25 protein-coding genes are annotated in these 26,299 nt (G+C 62.9%); 14 read left to right on the top strand and 11 right to left on the bottom strand.

Annotated elements, in window-relative coordinates:
• Positions 1–192 precede the first annotated feature (192 nt).
• Genes xdhA through xdhC form a run of 3 tightly spaced genes read left to right on the top strand, consistent with a single transcriptional unit; the run spans position 193 to position 4,598 of the window.
• The gene (gene xdhA / locus LDZ28_RS10735) at positions 193–1,716 is read left to right on the top strand and encodes a xanthine dehydrogenase small subunit (protein ID WP_244826136.1); all 1,524 of its coding nucleotides are present in this window, start codon (positions 193–195) and stop codon (positions 1,714–1,716) included.
• A 15-nt stretch (positions 1,717–1,731) separates the two neighbouring features.
• Complete coding sequence (xdhB, locus tag LDZ28_RS10730; protein ID WP_244826134.1) at positions 1,732–4,095, top strand: xanthine dehydrogenase molybdopterin binding subunit; 2,364 nt, start codon at positions 1,732–1,734, stop codon at positions 4,093–4,095.
• Positions 4,092–4,598, top strand: a complete 507-nt coding sequence (gene xdhC / locus LDZ28_RS10725; RefSeq protein WP_244826133.1) for a xanthine dehydrogenase accessory protein XdhC — start codon at positions 4,092–4,094, stop codon at positions 4,596–4,598. Before xdhB ends, xdhC begins: the two co-directional genes overlap by 4 nt.
• Before the next feature lie 10 nt (positions 4,599–4,608).
• On the opposite strand, the gene LDZ28_RS10720 is transcribed toward xdhC, so the two are convergent.
• From LDZ28_RS10720 to LDZ28_RS10705, 4 genes are all read right to left on the bottom strand, one after another.
• A complete protein-coding gene (locus tag LDZ28_RS10720) occupies positions 4,609–5,529 on the bottom strand; it encodes an AraC family transcriptional regulator (RefSeq protein ID WP_244826132.1) in 921 nt (306 codons plus the stop codon).
• A gap of 57 nt (positions 5,530–5,586) precedes the next feature.
• Positions 5,587–6,558, bottom strand: coding sequence for a LysR family transcriptional regulator (locus LDZ28_RS10715; protein WP_244826130.1), 972 nt, complete (start codon positions 6,556–6,558; stop codon positions 5,587–5,589).
• Between the two features lie 196 nt (positions 6,559–6,754).
• On the bottom strand, positions 6,755–7,414 hold the full coding sequence (locus tag LDZ28_RS10710; protein ID WP_244826128.1) for a 2-hydroxychromene-2-carboxylate isomerase: 660 nt from the start codon (positions 7,412–7,414) through the stop codon (positions 6,755–6,757).
• A gap of 129 nt (positions 7,415–7,543) precedes the next feature.
• On the bottom strand, positions 7,544–8,986 hold the full coding sequence (locus LDZ28_RS10705) for a TAXI family TRAP transporter solute-binding subunit (protein ID WP_244826127.1): 1,443 nt from the start codon (positions 8,984–8,986) through the stop codon (positions 7,544–7,546).
• 675 nt (positions 8,987–9,661) lie between these two features.
• Between LDZ28_RS10705 and LDZ28_RS10700 the strand changes: the two genes are divergently transcribed.
• Positions 9,662–10,024 (top strand): BON domain-containing protein, encoded by a 363-nt coding sequence (locus tag LDZ28_RS10700; RefSeq protein ID WP_244826125.1) that lies wholly within the window; start codon positions 9,662–9,664, stop codon positions 10,022–10,024.
• A 257-nt stretch (positions 10,025–10,281) separates the two neighbouring features.
• Positions 10,282–12,405, top strand: coding sequence for a D-(-)-3-hydroxybutyrate oligomer hydrolase (locus LDZ28_RS10695; RefSeq protein ID WP_244826124.1), 2,124 nt, complete (start codon positions 10,282–10,284; stop codon positions 12,403–12,405).
• 277 nt (positions 12,406–12,682) lie between these two features.
• Here the strand turns inward: LDZ28_RS10695 and LDZ28_RS10690 are convergent, their stop codons facing one another.
• Together LDZ28_RS10690 and LDZ28_RS10685 are read right to left on the bottom strand one after the other, a co-directional pair.
• Complete coding sequence (locus LDZ28_RS10690; protein ID WP_244826122.1) at positions 12,683–13,414, bottom strand: DUF2242 domain-containing protein; 732 nt, start codon at positions 13,412–13,414, stop codon at positions 12,683–12,685.
• A gap of 184 nt (positions 13,415–13,598) precedes the next feature.
• Positions 13,599–13,916: a DUF4148 domain-containing protein gene (locus LDZ28_RS10685; RefSeq protein ID WP_244826121.1), complete on the bottom strand. Its 318-nt coding sequence runs from the start codon at positions 13,914–13,916 to the stop codon at positions 13,599–13,601.
• A 368-nt stretch (positions 13,917–14,284) separates the two neighbouring features.
• Between LDZ28_RS10685 and LDZ28_RS10680 the strand changes: the two genes are divergently transcribed.
• Entirely contained in the window at positions 14,285–14,575 is a 291-nt protein-coding gene (locus LDZ28_RS10680) for a co-chaperone GroES (protein ID WP_244826120.1), read from the top strand.
• 93 nt (positions 14,576–14,668) lie between these two features.
• The gene (gene groL, locus LDZ28_RS10675) at positions 14,669–16,309 is read left to right on the top strand and encodes a chaperonin GroEL (protein ID WP_244826118.1); all 1,641 of its coding nucleotides are present in this window, start codon (positions 14,669–14,671) and stop codon (positions 16,307–16,309) included.
• Positions 16,310–16,427: 118 nt separating this feature from the next.
• Here the strand turns inward: groL and LDZ28_RS10670 are convergent, their stop codons facing one another.
• Genes LDZ28_RS10670 through LDZ28_RS10660 form a run of 3 tightly spaced genes read right to left on the bottom strand, consistent with a single transcriptional unit; the run spans position 16,428 to position 18,574 of the window.
• Positions 16,428–16,856 (bottom strand): hypothetical protein, encoded by a 429-nt coding sequence (locus tag LDZ28_RS10670; RefSeq protein ID WP_370652028.1) that lies wholly within the window; start codon positions 16,854–16,856, stop codon positions 16,428–16,430.
• Between the two features lie 28 nt (positions 16,857–16,884).
• Positions 16,885–17,661, bottom strand: coding sequence for a DUF72 domain-containing protein (locus LDZ28_RS10665; protein ID WP_244826116.1), 777 nt, complete (start codon positions 17,659–17,661; stop codon positions 16,885–16,887).
• A gap of 37 nt (positions 17,662–17,698) precedes the next feature.
• Positions 17,699–18,574: a hydroxymethylpyrimidine/phosphomethylpyrimidine kinase gene (locus LDZ28_RS10660; RefSeq protein WP_244828100.1), complete on the bottom strand. Its 876-nt coding sequence runs from the start codon at positions 18,572–18,574 to the stop codon at positions 17,699–17,701.
• Positions 18,575–18,896: 322 nt separating this feature from the next.
• On the opposite strand from LDZ28_RS10660, the gene LDZ28_RS10655 reads away from it, so the two are divergent.
• Positions 18,897–19,067, top strand: a complete 171-nt coding sequence (locus LDZ28_RS10655; RefSeq protein WP_025527884.1) for a rubredoxin — start codon at positions 18,897–18,899, stop codon at positions 19,065–19,067.
• Positions 19,068–19,099: 32 nt separating this feature from the next.
• Here the strand turns inward: LDZ28_RS10655 and LDZ28_RS10650 are convergent, their stop codons facing one another.
• The gene (locus LDZ28_RS10650; RefSeq protein ID WP_244826114.1) at positions 19,100–19,267 is read right to left on the bottom strand and encodes a hypothetical protein; all 168 of its coding nucleotides are present in this window, start codon (positions 19,265–19,267) and stop codon (positions 19,100–19,102) included.
• Between the two features lie 221 nt (positions 19,268–19,488).
• On the opposite strand from LDZ28_RS10650, the gene LDZ28_RS10645 reads away from it, so the two are divergent.
• Positions 19,489–20,880 carry a hypothetical protein gene (locus LDZ28_RS10645; RefSeq protein ID WP_244826113.1) on the top strand — a complete coding sequence of 464 codons (1,392 nt, stop codon included), beginning with the start codon at positions 19,489–19,491 and terminating at the stop codon, positions 20,878–20,880.
• On the opposite strand, the gene LDZ28_RS10640 is transcribed toward LDZ28_RS10645, so the two are convergent.
• Positions 20,870–22,399: a deoxyribodipyrimidine photo-lyase gene (locus tag LDZ28_RS10640; protein ID WP_244826111.1), complete on the bottom strand. Its 1,530-nt coding sequence runs from the start codon at positions 22,397–22,399 to the stop codon at positions 20,870–20,872. The two genes, LDZ28_RS10645 and LDZ28_RS10640, sit on opposite strands and share 11 nt — an antisense overlap.
• Before the next feature lie 30 nt (positions 22,400–22,429).
• Here LDZ28_RS10640 and LDZ28_RS10635 point away from each other — a divergent pair, with 30 nt between their 5' ends.
• Genes LDZ28_RS10635 through LDZ28_RS10615 form a run of 5 tightly spaced genes read left to right on the top strand, consistent with a single transcriptional unit; the run spans position 22,430 to position 26,296 of the window.
• Positions 22,430–23,008: a YqgE/AlgH family protein gene (locus tag LDZ28_RS10635; protein ID WP_244826109.1), complete on the top strand. Its 579-nt coding sequence runs from the start codon at positions 22,430–22,432 to the stop codon at positions 23,006–23,008.
• The gene (ruvX, locus tag LDZ28_RS10630) at positions 23,005–23,451 is read left to right on the top strand and encodes a Holliday junction resolvase RuvX (RefSeq protein ID WP_244826108.1); all 447 of its coding nucleotides are present in this window, start codon (positions 23,005–23,007) and stop codon (positions 23,449–23,451) included. Before LDZ28_RS10635 ends, ruvX begins: the two co-directional genes overlap by 4 nt.
• The gene (gene pyrR, locus LDZ28_RS10625) at positions 23,438–23,953 is read left to right on the top strand and encodes a bifunctional pyr operon transcriptional regulator/uracil phosphoribosyltransferase PyrR (protein WP_244826106.1); all 516 of its coding nucleotides are present in this window, start codon (positions 23,438–23,440) and stop codon (positions 23,951–23,953) included. Before ruvX ends, pyrR begins: the two co-directional genes overlap by 14 nt.
• A gap of 27 nt (positions 23,954–23,980) precedes the next feature.
• A complete protein-coding gene (locus LDZ28_RS10620; protein WP_244826104.1) occupies positions 23,981–25,009 on the top strand; it encodes an aspartate carbamoyltransferase catalytic subunit in 1,029 nt (342 codons plus the stop codon).
• Positions 25,010–25,018: 9 nt separating this feature from the next.
• Positions 25,019–26,296 (top strand): dihydroorotase, encoded by a 1,278-nt coding sequence (locus tag LDZ28_RS10615; RefSeq protein ID WP_244826102.1) that lies wholly within the window; start codon positions 25,019–25,021, stop codon positions 26,294–26,296.
• The last annotated feature ends 3 nt before the right edge of the window (positions 26,297–26,299 follow it).

Here is a 26,299-nt window from a genome sequence, read left to right as displayed (position 1 = left end):
CGACTTATCGCGATGGGAGTATGTCGTACATGCAATGTCGCCTATGGGTTCCGGATTTTGGCGGTGATAGCTTTCGAATCATCGAAGCGCTAGGAGTAATCCGAGAAAGCGCCGGAACCATCCGAAGCCACCGGCTGCGCACTCCGCGCAACCAGCAAAAAGAATCATCGAAGCCCCGCGAGACAGAATTTCATGACCCAGCCGATCCGCTTTTACCATCGCAATGCGATCCGCGAAGTAAGCGGCGCGTCGACCACGCGCACCGTCCTGCAATACCTGCGCGAAGACGCGCGCTGCACCGGCACCAAGGAAGGTTGCGCCGAAGGGGATTGCGGCGCGTGCACGGTCGTCATCGGTGAACCGGACGGCGCGGGCGGCGTCGCGTTCAAGGCGGTCAACGCGTGCGTGCAGTTTCTGCCGACGCTCGACGGCCGCGCGCTCTTCACTGTCGAAGACCTGCGCCAGCCGGACGGTTCGCTGCATCCGGTGCAGCAGGCGCTCGTCGATTGTCACGGTTCGCAGTGCGGTTTTTGCACGCCCGGCTTTGCCATGTCGATGTTCGCGCTCTACGAAAAGCATGGTCATGCAACGCAAGGCTGTGCGCAGGCTTGCGACAAGACGCGGCCGTCGCGCCAGGAGATCAGCAACGCGCTGACCGGCAATCTGTGCCGCTGCACGGGGTATCGGCCGATCATCGAGGCTGCCGAGCAGATGTTCGATCACGCGCCGCTCGCGCCGTTGAACGTCGAGGCGCTGGCGCGTTCGCTCGACGGCATCGCGCGTGACGACACTTTCCACTACGAGCACGCGGGCCGCCAGTTCGACGCACCGCGCACCGTCGACGCGCTCGCGCAACTCAGAGCCGAAAAGCCTACAGCGCGCATTCTCGCGGGCAGCACGGACGTCGGCTTGTGGGTGACGAAGCAGTTGCGCGATCTCGGCGACATTGTCTATATCGGACAGATCGAGGCGCTCAAGCATGTCGAGACGACCGAGGAGTGGATCGAGATCGGCGCGGGCGTGTCGGTCGAGCGCGCGTATGCCGAACTCGTGAAGACGTATCCCGAACTCGAAGAGACGCGTCAGCGCTTCGCCTCGCTGCCCATCCGCAATGCGGGCACGCTCGGCGGCAATGTCGCCAACGGCTCGCCCATCGGCGATTCGATGCCCGGTCTCATCGCGTTGAACGCACGCGTCGTGTTGATGAGCGTCGATGGCCCGCGCGAGATGCCGCTCGAAGATCTCTACATCGCATATCAAAAGAAGGACATGGCGGAGAACGAGTTCGTCGCCGCCATCCGCGTGCCGACGCGCGGCGGCCAGCGCGCGAAGCTGCAATTTCGCGCCTATAAGCTCTCGAAGCGCTTCGACTCGGACATTTCCGCCGTGTACGCCGCGTTCTCGTTTATCGCGGATGGCGACACGATCCGCGAGCCGCGTCTCGTCTTCGGCGGCATGGCCGCGACACCCAAGCGCGCCACGCACGCCGAAAGCGTGCTCGCCGACGCGCACTGGCACGAAGCCACCGCGCAGGCCGCGATGCTCGCGCTTGGCAAGGACTACGCGCCGCTCACCGACATGCGCGCGAGCAGCGACTATCGGCTGGATACCGCGAAGAGCGTGCTGTATCGATTCTGGCTGGAGACGCGTCCGCACAATCCGATGCCCAAGTCGAAGCTGGATGTGCGTGCAATCGAACTCGTCGAAGTGAAGTAAGGAGCCGATAAGAACATGAACCAACAAGCCGAAGCCTTTCTCGCCGAAGCACAGTCGCTCGCCAACGAAGCCGACGATTTCAAGCAGGTCCACGTTTCGCGTCCGCACGAGTCGGCGCATCTGCATGTGAGCGGGCGCGCGAGCTATACGGACGACATTCCCGTCGTCGCGGGCACGCTGCACGCCGCGCTCGGCATGAGTCCGAAGGCGCACGCGAAGATCGTGTCGATGAACTTCGACGCCGTGCGCGCCACTCCCGGTGTCGTGGCCGTCTTCACCGCCGAGGACATCCCGGGCGTGAACGACTGCGGCCCGATCATCCACGACGATCCGGTGCTCGCGCCGGGTATCGTGCAATACGTCGGGCAGCCGATGTTCATCGTCGTCGCGACGTCGCATGATACGGCGAGGCTCGCGGCGCGTCGCGCGAACATCGAATACGAGGAATTGCCGGCCGTGCTGACCGCCGAAGACGCGCGCAAAGCCGAATCCTACGTGCTGAATCCGCTCAAGCTCTCGCGCGGCGATGCAGCGAGCCGTCTGCAAAAAGCCGCGCATCACGAACGCGGCGCGATGAAGCTCGGCGGTCAGGAACAGTTCTATCTCGAAGGACAGATCGCGTATGCCGTGCCGAAGGACGACGACGGCATGCACGTGTACTGCTCGACGCAGCATCCGACCGAAATGCAGCATCTGGTGGCGCACGTGCTCGGCGTGCATTCGCACAACGTGCTGGTCGAATGCCGGCGCATGGGCGGCGGCTTTGGCGGCAAGGAATCGCAGTCGGGCATTTTCGCGTGCTGCGCTTCGCTTGCCGCGTGGAAGCTCTTGTGCCCGGTGAAGCTGCGTCCGGACCGCGACGACGACATGATGATCACCGGCAAGCGCCATGACTTCCAGTACGACTTCGAAGTCGGCTACGACGATCGCGGCGTGATCGACGGCGTCGCGCTCGACATGACATCGCGTTGCGGTTTCTCGGCGGACCTTTCCGGCCCGGTGATGACGCGCGCGGTCTGCCACTTCGACAATGCGTACTGGCTCGCGGATGTGAAGATCGAAGGCTATTGCGGCAAGACCAACACGCAGTCGAACACCGCGTTTCGCGGCTTCGGCGGGCCGCAGGGCGCGTTCGCCATCGAGTACATTATGGACAACATCGCACGGTCGGTCGGTCGCGATTCGCTGGATGTGCGCTTCGACAATCTGTACGGCAAAACGGAAAACAACAAGACGCCTTACGGACAAACCGTCGAAGACAACGTGCTGCAGGAGTTGATTGGTGAACTGGCCGAGTCGAGCGAGTATCGGCGTCGCCGCGAAGCCGTGCGCGAGTTCAATGCGAACAACGAGATCCTGAAGAAAGGGCTGGCGCTGACGCCGGTGAAGTTCGGCATCGCGTTCAACGTGACGCACTTCAATCAGGCCGGCGCACTGGTTCATATCTATACCGATGGCTCGATGCTCGTGAACCACGGCGGCACCGAGATGGGCCAGGGTTTGAACACGAAGGTCGCGCAGGTGGTCGCGCATGAGCTCGGCGTGGATTTCGGCCGCGTGCGCGTGACGGCGACCGACACCAGCAAGGTGGCGAATACATCGGCGACGGCGGCTTCCACCGGCACCGATCTGAACGGCAAGGCCGCGCAGGACGCCGCGCGTCAACTGCGCGAGCGGCTTGCGAAATTCGCGGCGGAAAAGTTCGGCGGCGGCAAAGTGGAAGCGTCGCAAGTGCGCTTTGCGAACGACCGCGTGATCGTCGGGGAAGATGTCATTCCGTTCGGCGAGATCGTGCAGAAGGCCTACCTCGCGCGCGTGCAGTTGTGGTCCGACGGCTTTTACGCCACGCCCAAGCTCTACTGGGATCAGGCGACCATGCAGGGCCGTCCGTTCTTCTACTACTCGTATGGCGCGGCGGTCGCGGAAGTGGTGATCGACACGCTCACGGGCGAAATGCGCGTGCTGCGCGCGGATGCCTTGCACGACGTGGGCGCATCGCTGAATCCGGCGCTCGATATTGGCCAGGTCGAAGGCGCGTTCGTGCAGGGCATGGGCTGGCTCACGACCGAGGAACTCTGGTGGAATCAGAACGGCAAGCTGATGACGCACGCGCCGTCCACCTACAAGATTCCGACGATCAACGACATGCCGCCTGATTTTCGCGTGTCGCTCTTCAAGAACCGCAACGCGGAAGACAGCATTCATCGCTCGAAGGCGGTGGGCGAGCCGCCGTTGCTGCTGCCGTTTTCGGTGTTCTTCGCGATTCGCGACGCTGTATCCGCCGTGGGCGATCACAAGGTGAATCCGCCGCTGAACGCGCCCGCGACCGCCGAAGAGATTCTTAAGGCAGTGAACGCGGTGAGGAGCGCACGGACATGATGCATATCGTTCTGTTCGGCGCGGGTCACGTCGGCCACGCGCTCGTGAAAGTGCTCGGCACGCTGCCGTGCGTCGTCCAATGGGTCGACGCACGCGACGAACTTTTCCCCGACGAGGTCCCCGCGAACGTGCAGGTCGAAGCCACGGATCTGCCCGACGCCATCGTCGATGAAGCGCCGGCGGGCGCGTATTTCATCGTGATGACGCACGATCACTCGCTCGATTTTTCGTTGACGCAGCGGATCATGCGCCGCGAGGACTTTGCGTACTTCGGCCTGATCGGCTCGAAGACCAAGCGCGTGAAGTTCGAGCGGCGCCTGATGGAGCGCGGGCTTTCGGCGGAGCGTCTGCCGGAAATCACGTGTCCGATCGGCGTCGAGGGAATCGTCGATAAAGCGCCGGGTTCGATCGCGCTGGCGGTGGCGGCGCAGTTGCTGCGCGTGAGGGAAATGACGGCGCGGCTCGGTTTGCCGGCGCTCAAGGCGGCGCGGTTGGCCGCCTGAAAACGCGGATTCAGCTCAGGCCGTTCGTCTGCCGGAAACGACCGGGCGCCACGCCGTACAACTCCTTGAATCGCTTCGAGAAAGCCGCCTCGGACTGATAGCCGACGTCCGCGGCGACATCCGCGACGCTTTTCCTCGTGTGCATGAGCATGGTGCTCGCAAGCTGCATGCGAACGTGGCTCAGCAACGCGAGCGGCGAGCTGTCCGAATGCGCCGAGAACGCGCGCATGAAGGTGGCGCGCGACATCGCCGCTTCCTTCGCCAGCATTTCGAGCGTCCACGGATCGGCAGGCCGTTCGAGCATGGCGATCACCGCCGCGCCCAGACGCCGGTTCGCCAGCAAGCCCAGCACGCCCGCGAGCGACGGCTGCTCGGTGAGCCATGCACGCAGCACCATCGTGAAAAGCGCGGTGGAGAGCGCCGTGACGATCGACGGCGCTCCGGGCTGCGCTTCCTCCGCCTCGCGCCGCATCGCCGCGACGAGCGGCCCGAGATAGGGCGCCGATGCATTTGTGAACGACACGTGCACGAAGTCGGGCAACACGTCGATGAGAAGGGCGCGCGGCGCATACAGAAAGCGTCCGCACAACAAATCCAGCGCCGCTTCCCGACCGTCCACATTGGTCCGCACCGTGATGGCGCCGTTATCGCGCGAAGTCATGGCGCCGATTTTCTCGCTCGCATCGACGGGACCGACGCTCACCACGTGTGCATCGGCGCGCGGCAGCATGAAGATATCGCCCGCGTTCAACGCGACGCTTGCATGCCCCTTGCGCTCTACCGTGCACGCACCTTCCAGCACGACGTGATAGAGCGCCTCACCTGGCGCACCCGGCGCGTGGTCGAGTTCGAGCGGCCCGGCAAGCAGGCAGCGGAGATCGAGCGCACCGGAAAGGCGCGCAAGCTGAATGAGTCGATCGAGGGCGTCCATGCGCGAAAGAATAGTTCTTGTTTCGCCGATGGTAGCGGAGATGCGCCCGCGCCGTCACTACTTGGCGGCGAGGCTCAGCAGTTCTTCGATGCTTGCATTTTTCTTGCGCCCGGTAAGCGTCTCGGAGACGCTCGCGATCATTTCGCGCAGCCATGCGACGTCTGTCGGCTGATCGGGTTGCGGCAGCGAGAGCTGATAGCACTTGATGCGCGGAAACGGCACCGGCGAATCGAGCACCGCAAGCGGCAGCATGGACGCGTAATGCTGCGCGAAACGGCGCGGTGCGGTAAAGATCAGATCGGATTGCAGCAGCACTTGCGGCACGAGTCCGAAGTACGGAATGGTCGCGACGATGCGCCGCTTCACGCCCGCGCGCGCCAGGCCGATATCGATCGGATGCCGCTTCGCTCCGCTATAAGGCGTCGGCGCGAGATGCGCGGCGAGTGCGTAGCGCTCGACTGTGAGCGGCTCGCGCGCGAGCGGATGGTTCGCGCGCATCAGGCAGACGAATACGTCGGCGAAAAGGTCCTGCTTTTCGAAGCGCGGCTCGGGCTTGGTCCAGTTGGCCATCATCACGTCGATCTCGCCTTCGTCGAGCGCGCGTTCGTGATCGCGCATCGGATTGAGCGATTCGATTTCGAGCCGCGCGTTGGGCGCTGCATCGCGGAAGGCGGCGACGAGCGTCGGCATGAAGAAATCGTTCAGATAATCCGGCGCGGCAAGGCGAAAAGTGCGACGCGAACTCGCGGGATCGAATTCGCCGTGCGGTGTCGCGACGAATTCGACTTCGCGCAAAGCGCGCTGCGCCGGCGCAAGCAGCGATTCGCCGTACTCGGTCGGCACCATGCCCTGCTTGCCGCGCACGAGAATAGGGTCGTTGAGGATCTCGCGGAGCCGCCGCAGCGCGGTGCTGATGGCCGGCTGCGTCTGGTTCAGCCGCTGCGCGGTCTGCGTCACGCTGCGCTCCAGAAGCAGCGTGCGCAAGACGCGGATGAGCCAGATATCGAGTGAGTCGGCGGGATCGTTCATGGGCGAAGCTGCGGTTTGAAGACGGACACGGCGGCTGATCGCAACGAACGCGGAATGCCGGAGCGTGCGTTTGCGCGCCCCGATGCATCACCGTTCACAAAATAGTCACGCAGCTAACCCGAGGTTAAACGCTTTCCGCTTTTTAACGCCATAGCGCACGCGCTATGCGTGGCATCAGCCGCCGAGCCGCGAAGCGTCAGCTGAAGTCCGCGTCTCGCGGCGCGACCGGCAGCGCGCTGATGCGTTTCACTTCGGCGCCATCGAGCCAGTTCGGCGAGCGCGCGACGTAAAGCACCATCGGCAAGGTGTCTTCGCCCCAGAAGAGCTGGTCGTTGACGACGAACGTCGGCACGCCAAAGACGCCCATCGCGACGGCGCGGTCGGTGTTCTCGCGCAGCTTCGCCTTGATGTCTTCGTCTTCGACGCGCGTTTCCGCTTCGGGCATGCCGACCCGCTCGCACAAGCCGCGAAAGCCTTCTGGCGTCGACGGATCGCGTCCTTCGCGCCAGATATAGCGGAAGATTTCGCGCACGCAGACGAGATCGCCCTTTGCGATTACCGCGAGCCGCAGCGCCTTGAGCGGATCGAAAGGATGCGCGGGTGGCATCTTGAACGGAATGCCAAGCTGCTCGGCGCGAAAGAGCGCATGCCGATACGTAAACACGCGCTTCGACGGAATGGTCGCGGCGTGCGGCTGTCCCCAGCGGTCGAGCAGCTTCAACAACTGCACCGGCACGAACTCGAACGGCATGTCGGGCCACTTTTCGTGTTGCTCCAGCAGCAGATACGAGAACGGCGATATGAAATCGAAGAAAAAGTACGGCTGGCCAGGGCCGTTGGCATGTGCTGCGCTCATCTAGATTTCTCCCTTGATCCTGCCGCGCCCGGCTTTTCGGGCTTATTCATTGTCCGACCGCATCGCGCAGGGTGGTACGTGGACCCGCGCCTTTATTCCGCTCGCATCTTTCGATCCTACCTGGCGATATTACGTGCTGCTCGGCTCGCTGTCTGCCTGCGCCGGTTCACGGCGCGGCTCCGTTTCGGCGACGGGCGCATGCGCGAGCCGTTCGCGCACGAAGCCGATATGTTCTCGCAGCACGTAGAACTGATCGGCGAAGGCAAGCGGCATTTTCATGCGATTGACCGCCGATTCGATCGCGTCGATCCGGTCGATCAGGGCGTCGCGCTGCGCGGTGTCCGGGCCGCTGATCGCTTCCCGTTCGATTGCAATGAGCGCGCCATACCACTTGTAGATACGAGATTTCACGCGCCAGCGATAAAGCCCCGGCACCAGCCGCAAGCCCGGAATGAGCACGACGATCAACGGCACCAGCACGACCAGCACGCGATCCGCGAGACTCGCCATCCAGAACGGCAGCGTCCGGTAGATAAAGCTCTTGCCCGACTTGTAATAGCGCTCGGCGTTGTCGCTGATGCGAAATTCGTGGACGAGCGGCGCGGGAAACTCGTTTGCGCGCTGCAGCAGGTTGGCGCGGCTGTGCACTTCGCGCGCCGCTTCGATCAAAAGATCCGAGAGCGCGGGATGCAGACTGTCGCGCGCCACCAGTTCGGCCGTCGGCGCAATGGTGTGAACGGCGCGCGGCGGCAGATTGCGGGCGAAATCGAATGCACCCATCGGCAGTTCGATTTCGGTGAGATAGGGGAAGCGGCGCGCGTAGGCATCGGCTTGAGTGAAGTCCATGAAACGGATGCCAGATGTGCGCAGGAGCTTGGCCATCGTCGGCGGTTGCGCGGAATCGCCCGTCAGGAACACGGCGTCGATCGTGCCGTCTTCGAGCGCGGCCGCGGCCTTGTCGCCGGCGAGCGGCAACAGTTCGGTATCGCCGCCCGGCTCGATGCCATTCGCCTTCAGAAGCGTGAGCGCAAGCGCGCGCGTGCCGCTGCCTTCCGCGCCGATGGCGAGCCGCTTGCCCTTCAGTTCGGACAAGCGCGTGACGGTCGCGCCACGATAAAACACGGCGAGCGGCACATACGACACGCTGCCGAGCGATTCCAGATTTGCGTGCTGATCGCTCGCCGCGTCCGGCGTCATGCCGCCTTGCACGAAACCGACATCCACGTCGGATTTTGGATCTTCGAGACGCGTGAGGTTGTCGAGCGAGCCTTGCGTTTCCAGCACGTTGAGCGTGACGCGGTTGCGCGCGAGGATTGCCTTGTACTTCTGCGCGCTGTTCCAGAACGAGCTGCCCTTGGGGCCTGCCGCTATCGTCAGCGTGCTTGGCGGCGCGGGCTGGATCAGCCGCACGGCAAGATAGAGCGCCGCGATACTGACGAGCAGAATCGGACCGAAGGTCAGCGCGAGATCGCGCCAGGAGATCGCGACGAAGCGCGCGACGATCCTCTGCGGCTTGCGTCCCGTGGCTTTATGAGCAGGGTCTTCGGGTTGGTGTCCTGGAGGTTGAATCATCGCGGCGGCAAACTTGAATAAGCATGGAAGTTTCGAGGTTTCCGCGAGCTTACCTGAAGCCATCCGCATTCAAGATGCCGTCGAGTTGCGCCATGCCACGCGTGCGAGTCGTTGGCTCGGCGGCCGTGCAAACCACGAGTGTGACACGCGTGTGTGCATGCCGCAGCACTCGTGCCGCCGATGTTGCGCCACGCCGCATCCAGTTCCTTGCAACGTTAAATGTTTTGCGCTTAAGGCCGCGCTGGGCTAAATTGACGTTCGCCGCCAGTTGGCGGGAACCATGCGCGTCGTAGCCCGCTCATGCGCGGACAGTTTCCCGGCATGTGGGTAAATCGGGCGAACGCCATGCTCTTCGGAGTGTCGCGCGACGGTTTCCTGTTCCGCATCCGCCATACGGCAGGCCACATATTCGAGCCGACGGGCACTTGCCCCAAGTAACCGGCCGTAGTCAGTTTGTTAATTTCGCCAGTCTCTCGCAGCACCGCATTGCAGCATCAGGCCGCATCGAGCGTCTTGTCATCGAGCCATTCTCGGTGGAAGGCACATTCGAGGCTGCGGCGTGTCCTTCGGGGCCGCCGCCGGACTGTTGCACGAAAGCGGTTCGGTTTGTTTTGATGTGCCAACGAGTGAAGTAGTAACTGTGCGAAGTCAATAAGCGAAACAAAAGGAGAAATCATGAAAGCTGTCGATCTGTTGAAGGCGCTGGGCGTGGTGGTGTGCGTGGCCGTGGCGTCGAGCGCTTATGCTCAAGCGAGCGATGCGGACGCCACGTCGGCCGCGCCGACCAAGGCTCAGAAATCGGCGACCAAGAAGACCGACCGCAAGCTCGGCTACGACGTGCGCCGTGCGTTGTCGAAGGCGCAAGGCTTCGACGTGTCCAACGTATTCGTACGCGCGCGCTCCGGCGCTGTCGTGCTCTCGGGCACCGTGCCGGAAGGCGGCCAGATCGCCCAGGCAGAAGAAGTGGCCAAGGGCGTTCCGGGCGTGAAGTCGGTTTCCAACAAGATTTCGCTCGGCGTTCAGAACGGCGGAGGCTAAGCACGCCGTTGCGCCGTTTTTCGCGGCGCGGTTTAGCGCTGTCATCGGCGGCGCTTCATGCGGGTCACTCGACGGGCTCCGGCATCACGCCGGGGCCCGTTGTCGTTCTGACATCCTCTGACCTCTCTTTGCTCTAAGGGAAGTTCAGCAATTACGCGATGGCTGTTTGCGCGTAATACTTGTTGTCTGCAAGGCCGTGCATGCGGCACGGTGCAGAAGTCGATCAACAACAAGCGACCGGATGGCGGAGACACACAATGAAAAGATTCGCACGAGTCCACGGGTTGTCACGCGCGGCGACGCTCGCCGTGCTGGCGGCATTTGCGACGACCACGCTCGTCGCCTGTCACGGCGGCGATGACGACGGCCCGCAGTTCCCGTCCAACACCTTGCCGAGTTTCGTCTCGGGAACGGTGAAGACGCAGACTTACGACGGCAATACCGACGACCTGCTGACCGCCGGACTCGGCAAGACAGGACTTGCGTCGGCGACGCCGCCTTCAATCGCCAATGCGGCCGCGCCGACAGCGGCGGAACTGCGGCGCCTGGCTATCTATTCGAACTATCGTGCGCTCGTCGATATGTCGGCGAACGGCGGCTACGGGCGCTTCTGGGGGCCGAATGTCGATCTGAACGGCGGCGACACGCTCGGCGAAGGCAAGATCGCGGGCAAGGAGTATCTGGCCTTCTCGGACGACGGTTCGGGCACGAAGAACGTCAGCCTGCTCGTGCAGATTCCGACGAGTTTCAATCCGGATCAGCCTTGCATCGTGACGGCGACATCGTCGGGATCGCGCGGCGTATATGGCGCGATTTCGGCAGCGGGCGAGTGGGGTTTGAAGCGCGGCTGCGCGGTTGCGTACACGGATAAAGGCAGCGGCAACGGCGCGCACGAGTTGTCGACGAACCTCGTCACGCTGATCGATGGCACGCTTTCCAATGCGACCTTTGCGGGCAATTCGGCGATCTTCAAGGCGAACCTGAGCCAATCGGCGCTTTCGGCTTACAACTCGGCGTATCCGAATCGCTACGCTTTCAAACACGCGCACTCGCAGCAGAATCCCGAAAAGGACTGGGGCAAGAATACGTTACAGGCGATTCAGTTCGCGTACTGGGCGCTCAACGATACCTATGGCGTGGTCAACGGCTCGACGCATTCCGCGCGCTACTCGAAAGGCAGCATTACGACGATCGCGGCATCGGTGAGCAATGGCGGCGGCGCGGCGCTTGCAGCCGCCGAACAGGACACCGATGGCTGGATAAGCGCGGTCGTCGTCGGCGAACCGCAGATCAACATGAATCTGCCGGCGCAGGTTGCGGTGCGCGAAGGCGGCCAGGCCGTCGGTTCGTTCGGGCGTCCGCTTGCCGATTACATGACCTACGCGAACCTGCTTCAGCCATGCGCGGCGCTAGCGACGGCGGCGGTCGGCGCGCCGTATCTGACGGCACTGCCGCTCGCGACCACCGTGGCGATTCGCACCGCACGCTGCACCACGCTCGCGGCGAGCGGCGCGATTGCCGGCGGCGATACGCTCTCGCAAGCCAACGACGCGCTCGCGAAGCTGCATCAGGCGGGCTACGAAGCCGACTCCGACACGTTACATGCGCCGATGTGGGACTCGCAGGCCGTGCCTGCCGTCGCCGTGACTTACGCCGATGCCTACATGCTGGCGAGCGTCGCCGACAACCTGTGCAACTTCAGCTTCGGCACGACCAACGCGCTGACCGGCGCGGCGGGCGTGAACCCGCTCGTTTCGCCGATGCCCACGGTCTTCGGCAACGGCAATGGCGTGCCGCCGACCAACGGCATCAACCTCGTCTATAACGCGGGGACGTCGGGCGCGGCGGATCATCGGCTTGCGACGCCCGATGCGAGCTTCGCGGGCGCGGCCTGCCTGCGCGCGCTCTGGGCGAACGGCAATCCGACGATGACGGCGAGCGTGAACGCGATTCGCGTCAACGCGAATCTGCGTGGCAAGCCGGCGATCATCGTGCAGGGAAGGTCGGATGCGCTCGTGCCGATCAACCATGCCTCGCGGCCGTATCTCGGCGCGAACAAGGTGGTGGAAGGCAACAATAGCCAGCTCTCACTGTACGAAATCACGAACGGTCAGCACTTCGATGCGTTCCTGAGCGTGGCTGGTTTCGATACGCGCTTCGTGCCCGTGCACTACTACAACCTTCAGGCGCTCAATTTGATGTGGGCTCACCTGAAGAACAACGCGCCGTTGCCGCCGTCGCAAGTCGTGCATACGGTGGCGCGCGGCGGCACGCCGGGTGCGGCGCCTCAATTGACGGTGGCGAATCTCCCGGCGATCGCGGCGAGCCCCGGCGCGAATGCGATTTCGGTGAATGGCGGCGTGGTGAATGTGCCGAATTGAGGGGTGATGGGAGTGGCGTGCGGATTGGCGTCGCTGTCGGCGGCAGGCGGAGCTTCAGCTTTAGGCGGCGCGTGATGAGCGCGCCGCATCGATGCGTTCGGGCGGGCTAGCTGCGCGATGAGCGAGGCGTCACAGGCTACGCGGGTACATTTGCGAACGGCGACGGGTGCTGAATGAGGTTTGTGGTGAGCTGATCACGCAACTGCAGCCGCCGTTGCCCGCGTGCTTGATGCTTGCATCGACGAAGCGTTTCCCGGAACGACGCGCGCGCTCGATCTCACTGAACCGGCGCCGATGCCGCGACGCCTTCGGACGCAGCGTGTTTCGCGTCGGATGACTGGATGGCCGTCGCCGCCGCGGCGGGCGCCTGTACGACGATCGGCGTTGGCGTGAGATCCGGTGAACTCACGATCAGCGACGGTGCGAGCGGCTTGCTCTTGACCTCATCCGATGCGATGGGCGAACTGCGCGGCACCGTGCTCAGATAGTGCCCCATCAGCCCGAAGAATCGGTCATAGAACTTGCCGGCGGGCACGGTTTCGCTGGAGATCTTGACCATTGCATCGCTGTTCGAACGGATCGGCAGCGAAAGCGAGCCCAAGACGCTCAAGCCCACGCTTGCGGAGGTATCGCTTTTCTTGAGCGCATAGCCGTCCTGCACCGCGTTCACATAAGCGATGCTCGTATTGGTCGTGTTTTCGCCGGGCGTGCAGACCACATGGAATGAGACGACCACGTGCGTTTCGGTGGACGGCTGGAAGTTCTTGGTGGCGTCGACGGTATCGGCTTGCGCCATCGTCGTGAGAAAGCCTTGCGAAAGCAGCGCGCGGCGGGCCGCCTCGCAGGTTTCGTTCACGGTGGCGTCGAAGTTGCGCGCGAACGGGCTCGCACCGGAGTCGAAGAGTTCCTGCTGATAGCTCGGCGTGGTCGCCGCGCGTCCGCCACAGGCGGCAAGGGCGAGAATTCCGAGGGAGAGAAAGGCAAGGCGCAGCGACGACGACATAGGCATGAGAGGCAACGAAGACGAAATTTGTGATGCAACAAACACAAATTGTAGTTCCCTCCGACTGCGCGAGAAAAAAACGTAGTCCAAAAACATCGTCGAATCCGTGGCTTACAGAAACTTTTCCTTCGGGATGCGCAAAAAGCAAAAGCCCGGCGTGCGTGCCGGGCTTCGTTACGCGAATCGACGATTACGGGCGATTGAAGTCGACCGGATTCGGGTCGATAGCCGCGCGGCGGGCAGCACCCGAAGCGGCAGCGCCTTCGCCGACACCGCCAAACGACGAAGCAGCCGTGCCTTGTTGCGCGTTCAGGCGTGCTTGCGCGGCCTGAATGTTGGCGGGGTATTGGGTTTGATCGCTGGCCGGGTTGTAGCCTGCGCGTTCCAGTTGAACCAGTTGAGCCTTCACTTCAGCCCGCGTCACCGGCGCGTTTTCTTGCGCCTGGGCGAAAGCGGGGACTGCAAGGACGGCAGCAACGGCGATTGCGGGGATGATCGACTTGAACATGATGAACCTCCTATGTACTGATCTCGGGAACGTTGCGGGTAGAGAGTTTGTCTCTTCACTGCTTCGTCGTTGAAATGCAGTCTAGGCCTCGCCGACCCTAGTAGAAACCCTAATTAAGCGAAATCAGAATTGACGGATTGACATTAATCCAGCCAATCGACCTTACGAAATCCATAAATTTCCCCGTGTCCAGACAAAAGTACGCGAAATAGGGAATGCCCGTCTGTCCCCGTCCTTGAAATTGTCAAACTCGGTCCATATAATTAGCACTCACTGCACGAGAGTGCTAACAAATTGCCGCTCGGGCAGCTTCGCTCACCGGGCGGGTTTCCCCCGCGTTTTCAGTCTCAATCAAGAGAGGAGTGTGTATGAATCTTCGTCCTTTGCACGATCGCGTCATCGTTAAACGTCTGGATCAGGAAACCAAGACTGCCTCGGGCCTCATCATCCCCGAAGCTGCAGCCGAAAAGCCGGATCAAGGCGAAATCCTGGCCGTCGGCCCGGGTAAGCGCGATGACAAGGGTGTGCAGAACGCCCTCGACGTGAAGGTGGGCGACCGCGTGTTGTTCGGCAAGTACGCCGGCCAGACCGTCAAGGTCGACGGGCAAGAACTGCTCGTGATGCGCGAAGAAGACATCATGGCCGTTCTGGTCAAGTAAGCACCTTCCTGCACTTCGGCTTCGCCGCAGAGCCGCTCCATTGGAGCCTGCCGCCCGAAGCCTCCAAACTGAATCGACTCAAGGAGTTTGAATATGGCAGCTAAAGAAGTCACTTTTGGCGATACCGCACGCGCCAAGATGGTCGAAGGCGTGAACATTCTGGCCAACGCGGTCAAGGTCACGCTGGGTCCGAAGGGCCGCAATGTCGTGCTCGAGCGCAGCTTCGGCGGCCCGACGGTCACCAAGGACGGTGTCTCGGTCGCGAAGGAAATCGAACTGAAGGACAAGCTCCAGAACATGGGCGCGCAAATGGTCAAGGAAGTGGCTTCCCGGACCAGCGACAACGCCGGTGACGGCACCACGACCGCTACGGTTCTGGCGCAATCCATCGTTCGCGAAGGCATGAAGTACGTTGCATCGGGCATGAACCCGATGGACCTGAAGCGCGGTATCGACAAGGCAGTTGCTGCAGCTATCGAAGAACTGCGCAAGATCAGCAAGCCCTGCACGACGAACAAGGAAATCGCTCAAGTTGGCGCGATTTCGGCGAACAGCGACACGTCCATCGGCGACCGTATCGCTGAAGCAATGGACAAGGTCGGTAAGGAAGGCGTGATCACGGTTGAAGACGGCAAGTCGCTGGAAGACGAGCTGGACGTCGTGGAAGGCATGCAGTTCGACCGCGGCTACCTGTCGCCGTACTTCATCAACAACCCGGACAAGCAAGTCGCCCTGCTCGAAAACCCGTTCGTGCTGCTGCACGACAAGAAGGTTTCGAACATCCGCGATCTGCTGCCGGTGCTGGAACAAGTCGCGAAGGCTGGCCGTCCGCTGCTGATCATCGCTGAAGACGTCGAAGGCGAAGCGCTGGCTACGCTGGTCGTGAACAACATCCGCGGCATTCTGAAGACCGTTGCCGTCAAGGCTCCGGGCTTTGGCGACCGTCGCAAGGCCATGCTGGAAGACATCGCTATCCTGACCGGTGGTCAAGTGATCGCGGAAGAAACCGGCCTGACGCTCGAAAAGGCTACGCTGGCTGAACTGGGTCAAGCAAAGCGCATCGAAGTGGGCAAGGAAAACACGACGATCATCGACGGCGCTGGCGAAGCAGCAAGCATCGAAGCGCGCGTGAAGCAAGTGCGCACGCAGATCGAGGAAGCAACGTCGGATTACGACCGTGAAAAGCTGCAAGAGCGCGTGGCCAAGTTGGCTGGCGGCGTGGCAGTGATCAAGGTCGGCGCTGCGACCGAAGTCGAAATGAAGGAAAAGAAGGCACGTGTCGAAGACGCACTGCACGCAACTCGTGCGGCTGTGGAAGAAGGCATCGTGGCCGGCGGCGGCGTCGCGCTGATCCGCGCTCGCAAGGCTGTCGAAGGCGTGAAGGGCCTGAACTCGGACCAGGACGCGGGCATCCGCATCGTTCTGCGTGCGATGGAAGAGCCGCTGCGCCAGATCGTCACGAACGGCGGCGAAGAAGCTTCCGTCGTGGTGGCGGCTGTTGCTGCGGGCACGGGCAACTACGGCTACAACGCGGCAACGGGCGAGTACGGTGACCTGGTGGAAGCCGGTGTCGTCGACCCGACCAAGGTGACGCGCACGGCATTGCAAAACGCGGCATCGGTGGCAGGCCTGCTGCTGACGACCGACGCAGCCGTCGCGGAACTGCCGAAGGAAGACTCGGCCATGCCTGGTGGCATGCCCGGCGGCATGGGCGGCATGGGCATGGACATGTAATTCGGTTTCGACCGGTTACTTGCTTCATCCTCAGGGCGTGGGTTTCGAAAGAAGCTCACGCCGCAAAGAAAAACCCGCAGCAATGCGGGTTTTTTTCGTCCGTGGCAAACGCGGACCGTTACTTGTTCATCTGATCGCGCAAGTTCTGCGCGGCGGCCTTGTAGTCGTAGGTTGGATAAAACTCCGTCGTATAGCCGCCCCACGCGGTGGTTTCGATCGCGCGATTCACTTCGCGCAGGCGATCGGCAGGCACGCGCAAGGTCACGACCTGACCGACGCCCATCATTACGTACCACGACACCACTTCGATTCCCGGCGGCGGAAACGTCTTGAAGAAGCCTTGCTCCTTCAACTGCTCGTTGATCTTCGGAAGCGGTTTGCTTTGATCGTGCTTGAGGAAGATGGTCAGCAGGAAGGTGCCGTCGCCAGTCGGTGTGACGGGCGGCGCCGTGCTTTGCTGCGCGTTTGCGGGCAGGGCGATGTAAATCAGCGAGGCGAACATCGTGGCTTGTAAAAGGCGTGCAATTCGTCTTGCTGATCGATGCATCGGGAATGCTCCTCGTGAACGAATCGGTTTAACGATGGTGGGTGCGCAGGCGCTCGATCATATGCAGCGCGTTGGGTTGCGCATTGCCTTCGGCGGTGTTGTCGAAGATGCACCAGACCTCGGGCGTTTTCTTCGCGCGCGTGTGCAGCGTGCGCGCGAGGTCGTCGAGATAGGTGTAGTTGTAGGAAGACTTGTAGAGCTCGGGCGAGCCATGCAGCCGCACATACACGAGCGAAGTGTCCGCGCGATGCTTGATCTCGCACTCGTCGGGGATCGGGTCCGCATCGACATAAGCCATGTGATGCGCCTTCAGGAGCGCGGCCGTGTGGGTGGTGAACCAGGACGGATGCCGCGCCTCGATTGCAATCGGCAACTTCGTGCGCTCGCGCAACGCCTTGATGAAGGCTTCGGCCGTGGCCTGATCGAAGGGCAGACTGGGCGGCAGTTGCACGAGCCAGCAACCGAGCTTGTCGCCGAGTTGCCCCGCGCTTTGCAAGAATTCGTCGAGGAGCGCTTCGGTGCCGACGAGCCGCGCGTCGTGCGTAATGGACTTGGGCAATTTCACCGAGAAGCGAAACGACTCGGGCACGCTCTGCGCCCAGTTCGCGTAAGTCGATTCGCGATGCGGTTTGTAGAAACTCGAATTTATCTCGACGCAAGTCAGCACGTGTGCGTAGCGTTCGAGATGCGTGCCTTCATGCGGAAAGCTCGACGACACGGCGCTCGACAAACCCCAACCCGCGCAGCCGATACGGATCGCGCCTTGCGGGCCGGGCTTGTGCAGATGAGGCAGTCGGTACGGCATGCGTTCTCCCGGCGACTCGATTGGTCAGTGTTTTGGGCTAATGGCGTACTTCCCCAGGCAGTCCCGCCGACTCGTCGGGAAGGGACGACGTCTCGCCTTCTTCGTCTGCATCGTTCGAGCGCGCCCAGAAAAACCGGTCCGGCAAATAGGCGCCCATGCCCGGACGGAACGCGGCGCGCGCCGCCTGGAACACATACTCTTGAGCCTCGCGTGCGGCCTCGGCGGGTTCCTGTCCGTTGGCAAGCAAGGCCGCGACCGCGGCGCCAAGCGTATCCGTCAGCCCCATGATGCGATGCACACCGCGATCCCACGTATCTTGCCGCACCTGGCCTTCTTCGCTATACAGCGTATTCACATGCCGATGCGTGCCGGTTTCCATTGCGAGCACATATTCGCAACCTTGCGCCAGGATATGCGAGATCGCGGCATCCAGCGTTGGCGCCTCGGCGTCGCTGTCGGGTTGCGCGAGCTGCAACAACGTGGCGTGATCGGCGATCAACATGGTCGTTTGCGGCACGAGCAGGTCGGCAAGCGACTCACGCAGCTCGTCGGCGGACAAAACGTGTTCATCGTCGAGTGTGAAGTCCGGCGCGAGGATCAGCGGTACGTCGTCGTAGTCGGACACCACTTCGGCGATAGCGGAAACCACTTCCGCGCGCGTTGCCGCGCCGATCTTAAACGCGGCGATCGGCATGTCCTCTAGCAACATGCGCGCCTGCGTGGCGACGACGTCGGGGTCGATGCCGGTAACTTCGTCGCAGCTCGCGGAGTCGCGCACCGCGTAGCCCGTCAGCACCGTCACGCCGTGGCAGCCCATGCTTGCGAGCGTCAGCACGTCGGCTTGAAGCCCCGAACCGCCTGTGGGGTCCGTCAGGCCGAAGGTGAGAACGATCGGTGGGGAGTCGCCGGTCATGGCAAAAGCGGACATTGTTTTCTTGATTGCACGAATGGAACGGAAGGGCCGCGAACGCCCGCGCCTCGAAGTGCACTGGCGGCGGCCAGCTCGGTCATGATTCGACCGTGGTTCGACTATGGTTCAATGTTTCGATTATGCGGCCTAACGCCGTCAGGCTACAGTCTTTGCGCACTTTTTTCCGGTACGGCGGCGCTTGAGAGAGCCAGTACGGCGGTCAAAGGCTTGGCCACGCGTGAACGGGCATCTCGCTAGGCATTGACACGCCAACACGGTACCATCATGTCCTAATTTCAATCGACCATTTCGACGCGGCATAAGTATGGAATATAGAAGCTGGATGTGCCTGATCTGCGGCTGGATCTATGACGAGGAGGCGGGATTGCCCGAAGAGGGCATCGCGCCGGGTACGCGCTGGGAGGACGTTCCCATCAACTGGACTTGTCCCGAATGCGGAGCCCGCAAGGAAGATTTTGAGATGGTCCAGATCTGATCCGCACGCTCTACCGCGCCGCATGACTCCCGTCATGCGGCGCGCGTTTTTTGCGGACCGCTTTTTTGTTCGCTGCTTTCGTTCGCTGCTTTCGTTCGCTGCTTTCGTTGCTGTTTTTGTCCGGCAGCGCTGCCGGTGTTGCGTCGTGCATCGAAATCGATGCGCGCGTCCGTCGCATGTTTGGCCGCTGCAAGCTGCATGGGCGGCGACGCGTGCCGATGCCAATGCGAACCGGCGCCTGAAGGCATACGCTTGAGGCTGGTCCGTGGTTCGGCAAGACGGGCGCAGGCAGTAAGCGGTCCGTCGGTCGAGAAAATCGTGAGCGCGGTCAAGTACCGACGCTTTCATCGATGATGCTATTTCACCGCGCGCGCCCATGTTCGACTCACGGCGCCTGCGAACCGGTTTGTGAGCGCCAGATATGACATCTCGTCCCGATCTTCCAGTTACGTTCGAAGCTCTGCCCAATCCGCGCGGCGGCTCGGTGCGGCTCGCCGAAATGGCGCTGACCGACGCCCATCACGCGTTCCAGCGTCAGGGCGAAACCGCGCCCGCGTTGAAGCGCGCGATCTCCGCGCTGCATTCGGCGGGTTGGCTGCCTGCGCAGCGTTTCGCGGAAGCGCTCGCGCTCGTCGCGCCGCTCGGCGAGGAATCGGAGCCGACGCGTGCGCGCATCGCGGCTGCGCTCGCGGACTTCGGCGCGGCGGTGGAGCGCCACAATCTGCGCGAGTTGTCGTGCTCGACCGTGTTGTTCGATCACTATCGCGGGCTGCATGCGTTGCTCGCCATGCATACGCGCGTCGCGCCGGTTTCCTACGATGACCTCGCGCTCGCGGGCCGCGCCATCGCGCCCGCGACGTTGCGCGGCATCGCGCCCGAGCGGCTTGCGCGCGTTCGGGCGCACTACGAACAGGCCCTGCTCAAGCTCTTGCGCGGGCCCGAGCAGGAATCCGCCGATGCCTTCGCGCGCCTCGACGAGTGCCTGGGCGAACTCGGCGGCCCCGATCCTTACGACTTCTGGCGGCTCGCGCTCAACACTATTTGGGCGCTGCGCGAGCGCGCGGAGCGTCGCGGCGACGCCGATTTCGCCGCAAACGCCGACGCCAAGCGCCTTTACGCGCGCTTCAATCTCGTGTTGGCGGATCAGGCGCACGCGTCGACCTATGCGCCGCGCTCGCTCGTACGCGCGACGCTTGCGCTCCTCTGGCGCGACTTCGCGCTCTACGGCGCGATGCCGGAAGACGCGGAACGGGTCGACGTCTTGCGGGACTACGGTCTGACGGTGGCGTGGCATGTGGCGGCGAATCCCGCGTCAGAGGCCGCGTGGGAGCAGGGCGCGGCGCAGGCGATCGAGGAAAACGCCCGCGACGGTTCATCGCGCGATCTGGGTGCGCTGCGCGTGAACGCCACGGCTTACGAAGACTTTCTGCAGAGCGCGGAAGCCTCCATCGAGGGACTGGTCGAGCGCGGTTCGCAAGCAAGCGAAACAGGCACGGTGGACGCGGACGCGGCGCTGCACTCGGCGAACGCGTCGCACCGACTGGGCGCGGCGGCTTGCGCGCTCGGCTTGGGCCATGTCGCATTGCTCGCCGATACACTCGGTCTCGCATGGCGGCGGGTCGCGCATCAGGGCGCGCATGAATCGGCGGATGGCGTCGCGCGCGAACTCGATGCCACCGTTCCCGAACGCGCGGCCCAGATGCTGCGCTCCATGCTGCACCAGGCTGCGGCCGGCATTGCACCGTCGGAAGGCCGCGCGTCGATTGCCGCGCTCACCGCCATGATCGAGCGGCCCGCCGCGGTCAATCGCTAGCTTCGGCGTGCGGTTCGTCGGCGGCGTCCGCGCTGCTGCTGCGTGAATCGTCGGCGCGTTTCGCGGGTCCGCGCACCACGTCGTATCGCGCGAGCGTGCGTTTGCGCGCGGCGTCGTGATCGACTACCGGCTGCGGATAGTCCGCGCCAAGCGAAATCCCCGCCTTCGAGAGTGCGTCGGGCTTGGCGAGCCACGGCGCGTGAATGTCCCGGTCCGACAAGCCCGCGATTTCCGGCACGTAATGGCGGATGAACTTGCCCGCCGCGTCGAATTTCTTCGACTGCGTCGTCGGATTGAAGATGCGGAAATACGGCTGGGCATCGCAGCCGCTCGATGATGCCCACTGCCATCCGCCGTTATTCGACGACAGTTCGAAATCGTTCAGCAGCGCTTCGAAATAGGCTTCGCCGCGCCGCCAGTCAAGGCCGAGGTCCTTGGTCAGAAAACTCGCCACGACCATGCGCAGGCGGTTATGCATATAGCCTGACTGGTTGATTTGCCGCATTGCGGCATCGACGAGCGGATAACCTGTTTGTCCCGCGCACCATGCGGCGAAGTTCGCGTCGGCGGCATCGCCTGTCTCCCACTGGATGCGGTCGTATTCCGGCTTGAATGCACGATGATCGCCCGGTACGCCGACATGCGAAAAATGGTGCAGCACGGAGAAATAGAAGTCTCGCCAGATTAGCTCCGACAACCAGGTTTCCGCGCCCTTGTTGCCGTGGCGCTGCGCATCGTGCGCGGTGCGAGCGAGTGCGCGAATCGAAACCGTGCCGTGTCGCAGATGAACGCCGAGATAGCTCGGGCCCTTCAGCGCGGGGAAATCGCGGGCGTGATCGTAGTCGGCCATGCGGTCGATGAAGTCATCGAAGAGCTCATACGCGCCGCTCGTGCCAGCGGGAAAGGCGGGCGCGTGCTCCGCGCCGAAGCCGAGCGCGTCAAGCGAGGGAATGGCGTGCCTGACGTTACCCGGCAGCTTCGCGAGCACGTTCAAATGATCTTCGGATGCGTACGGCTTGAGCGCGTTCGGCGTGAGTGTCGCGAGCCACTTGCGCTTGTAGGGCGTGAAGACGGTATAGGGTTTGCTGCTGCCTGTGAGCACATCGTCATGATCGAAGATCGACTGATCCTTGAACGTGAAAAACGCGATGTCCTTGCTCGCCAGCTTCTGCGCCACTGCCTCGTCACGCGCCTTCGCACTCGGTTCGTAATCGCGATTTGCAAACACCGCGTTCGCGCCGCATTCGACCGCAAGCTCGGGTATCTCATGCAAAGGCACGCCATGTCGAACCATCAGCGTCCCGCCAGCGTCGCGCAACGTGCGATCCAGTTCCACCACGCTCGCATGAATGAACGGCACGCGCCGGTCGTTTCGCGCAAGCGGCGAAAGGATGTCGCGGTCGAAAACGAACGCGCACAGCACCCGACGGCACCTTGTAAGCGCGTGATAGAGTGCAGCATTGTCGGCTGCGCGCAGGTCCCGCCGAATCCACACCAGACCCACATCAAAGTCGGCCATCTGTCAGCGCCTTTGTTAAAATCCTGAATTATGTCCAAGACTTCCGATCGCATCAATTTGACGAATCAGTTCCTGATCGCCATGCCGTCCATGGCCGATCCGACGTTTTCAGGAACCGTGGTCTACCTTTGCGATCACACCGATCGCGGTGCGCTGGGTCTCGTCATCAACAGGCCGACCGATATCGACCTCCAGTCGCTGTTCAATCGTATCGATCTCAAACTCGAGATCGAACCTCTCGTTCACTTGCCCGTGTACTTCGGCGGTCCCGTTCAGACCGAGCGCGGCTTCGTGCTGCACGAAGAACGCGACGGCGAACCGTATAGCTCGTCCATGAGTGTACCCGGCGGCCTCGCCATGACCACTTCGAAAGATGTACTCGAAGCAGTCGCTAGCGGCAAGGGCCCAGAGCGCTTCTTGCTCACGCTCGGCCACGCAGGCTGGGGCGCCGGTCAGCTTGAAGAAGAAATCTCCAAGAACGGCTGGCTCACGGTGGAAGCGGACTCGCGCATCATCTTCGACGTGCCCGCCGAAGATCGCCTCGAAGCGGCGCTCTCGCTGCTCGGCGTATCGCGTTCCATGCTTTCCGGCGAAGCAGGGCACGCATGAGCGGGGCAGCCACGCTGCTGGCATTCGATTACGGCGAGAAGCGTATTGGTGTCGCCGTTGGCAATACATTGACGAAGCAGGCACGCGCGCTCGCCGTGCTCGAAAACCGCAACCGCGACTATCGTTTCGATGGAGTCGGCAAACTGCTCGAGGAGTGGAAGCCGCAAACGGTGGTCGTCGGCATGCCGCTGCATCCGGACGGCACGCCGCACGAAATGAGCGCGCAGGCCAAGCGCTTCGGCAATCAGGTGAACGGGCGTTTCAACGTGCCCGTGCAATGGGTCGACGAGCGTTACAGTTCCGTCGATGCCAAAGCCGACCTTCGTGCGCGCGGCGTGCGTCCGAACGCGCGCGGCCGTTTCGACGACATCGACGCGGAAGCCGCCCGCGTCATTCTTCAACAATACCTCGACGGACTTCCCGACGATCATGAGTTCCATTGACGCCGAAGCGCTGTATCGCGCGCTCGTCGAATCGATTCATGCCGCGTATGAAAACGCGCTCGCCGAAGAAGAGGGTGTCGCGCTCGTCGGCATCTATAGCGGCGGCGTGTGGCTTGCCGAGCGTCTCGCCAAGGAGTTCAACGCGCCGCACTTCGGCGTGGTGAACGTGGCGCTGCATCGCGACGACTACGCGAAGAAGGGCCTGCATAGCCAGGCGAGCCCGACTTCGTTGCCGTTCGCGGTCGACGGCCGCCGTATCGTGCTGATCGACGACGTGCTGTCCACGGGACGCACGGTGCGCGCGGCCATCAACGAACTCTACGATTACGGGCGTCCCGCTTCGGTCGATCTCGCCGTGCTCGCCGATCGCGGCGGACGCGAGTTGCCCATTGCGGCGCGCTTCGTCGGCGGCACGGTGGACGTACCCGCGAACGAAGGCCTCGTGCTCGCGCGACGCGCGGACGGCGGCTTCGACTTCACCACTGAATCGCGCGCTCAGTAACCCATTCAAGGCAACACCGGGATCATCATGAACACCGCCACTCAGGGTTCCGCCGATGCAGGCGCGCCCGCTGCCGCCGACAAATTCCGCTACGGCTTTCTACGCGGCAATCCGCAGCTCACGAAGAATGGCGAGCTGAAGCACTTGCTGACCATCGAAGGACTGCCGCGCGCCGTCGTCACGCATATTCTCGATACCGCCGAGCAGTTCGTGAGCGTCACGGATCGCGAAGTGAAGAAGGTGCCGCTTTTGCGCGGCAAGTCGGTGTTCAACCTCTTCTTCGAGAACTCGACGCGCACACGCACGACCTTCGAGATCGCGGCCAAGCGCTTGTCGGCGGACGTGCTGAACCTGAACATCAACGCGTCGTCGACGAGCAAGGGCGAATCCCTGCTCGACACCATCAACAATCTCTCCGCCATGCATGCCGACATGTTCGTCGTGCGTCATGCGTCGAGTGGCGCACCGTATCTGATCGCCGAGCATTGCGCGCCGCACGTGCACGTGATCAATGCGGGCGATGGCCGTCACGCGCATCCGACGCAAGGCCTGCTCGACATGTACACCATTCGCCACTACAAGCGCGACTTCACCAAGCTGCGCGTGGCGATCGTCGGCGACATTCTGCATTCGCGTGTCGCGCGTTCGGACATTCACGCGCTGACCACCCTCGGCGTGCCGGAAGTGCGGGCCATCGGGCCGCGCACGCTTTTGCCCGGCAATCTCGACCAGATGGGCGTGCACGTCTACCACAACCTCGACGAAGGCTTGAAGGGCGTCGACGTCATCATCATGCTGCGCCTGCAGAACGAGCGCATGAGCGGCGCGCTCTTGCCTTCCGCGCAGGAGTATTTCAAGAGCTGGGGATTGACGCCCGAGCGTTTGGCGCTCGCCGCGCCCGATGCCATCGTGATGCATCCGGGGCCGATGAATCGCGGCGTGGAAATCGACTCGCAAGTGGCCGACGGCCCGCAGTCGGTGATTCTCAATCAGGTGACCTTCGGCATCGCCGTGCGCATGGCGGTCATGGGCATCGTGGCCGGCAACAGTGACTAAGAACGCGACATGAAGATCCAGATTCAAGGCGGCACGATCATCGACCCGGTTGCGGGCACGGAAGCGCGCAAGGACGTGTTCATCGCGGCGGGCCGCATCGTTTCGATTGGCGACGCGCCGGCCGACTTTCACGCGGCCAAGGTCATCGCGGCCAACGGGTTGCATATCGCGCCGGGTTTCGTCGATCTCGCGGCGCGTCTGCGCGAACCGGGCTTCGAACACAAGGCAACGCTCGAATCCGAAATGGCCGCGGCAATGGCGGGCGGCGTGACGAGCCTCGTCTGTCCGCCCGACACCGATCCCACGCTCGACGAACCCGGCCTCGTCGAAATGCTCAAGTTTCGCGCGCAGAAGCTGCATCAGGCGCATGTCTATCCGCTGGGCGCGCTTACTGTCGGCTTGAAGGGCGAGGCGATTACCGAGATGGTCGAGTTGACCGAGGCGGGTTGCATCGGCTTTTCGCAGGCGGATAACCCTATCGTCGATACGCGCACAATGCTGCGCGCGTTGCAATACGCGACCACTTACGGCTATACCGTGTGGCTGCGTCCGCAAGACGCGTTCATGGCGAAGGGCGGCGTGGCGGCAAGCGGCGCGGTGGCGTCGCGGCTGGGGCTGTCGGGCGTGCCGGTGTCGGCGGAGACCATCGCGCTGCATACCATCTTCGAACTCATGCGCGTGACGGGCGCGCGCGTGCATCTGTCGCATCTGTCGTCGGCGGCGGGCGTCGCGCTCGTGCGCGCGGCGAAGGCCGAAGGCATCGCGGTCTCGTGCGATGTCACGATCAACCACGTGCATCTGACGGACGTGGATATCGGCTACTTCGATTCCCAGTTCCGCCTCGATCCGCCGCTGCGTCAGCAACGCGACCGCGAAGCAATACGCGCGGGTCTCGCGGACGGCACCATCGACGCAATCTGTTCCGATCACACGCCGCTCGACGACGACGAAAAGCTCCTGCCTTTCGCCGAAGCCACGCCGGGCGCGACCGGCCTCGAACTGCTGCTCTCGCTGACGGTGAAGTGGGCGCACGAAGCCAACTTGCCGCTCGCGAAGGCGCTGGCGCGCATCACGTCCGCGCCCGCCGACGTGCTGAAGCTGCCGGCCGGACGCATTACCGTGGGCGCACTCGCCGACCTGTGCGTGTTCGATGCCGCCGCCGAGTGGCGCGTCGATCCGAAGAAGCTCAAGAGCCAGGGCCACAACTCGCCGTTCCTCGGCTACGAGTTGCCGGCGCGTGTGCGCGCGACGATCGTCGGCGGTCATCTGGCTTACGAAAGCCGTTAAGCG

Origin of the sequence: Caballeronia sp. TF1N1 (assembly GCF_022878925.1) — a bacterium.
Taxonomy (GTDB): domain Bacteria; phylum Pseudomonadota; class Gammaproteobacteria; order Burkholderiales; family Burkholderiaceae; genus Caballeronia.
This window is presented reverse-complemented; position numbering and strand designations above follow the sequence as displayed.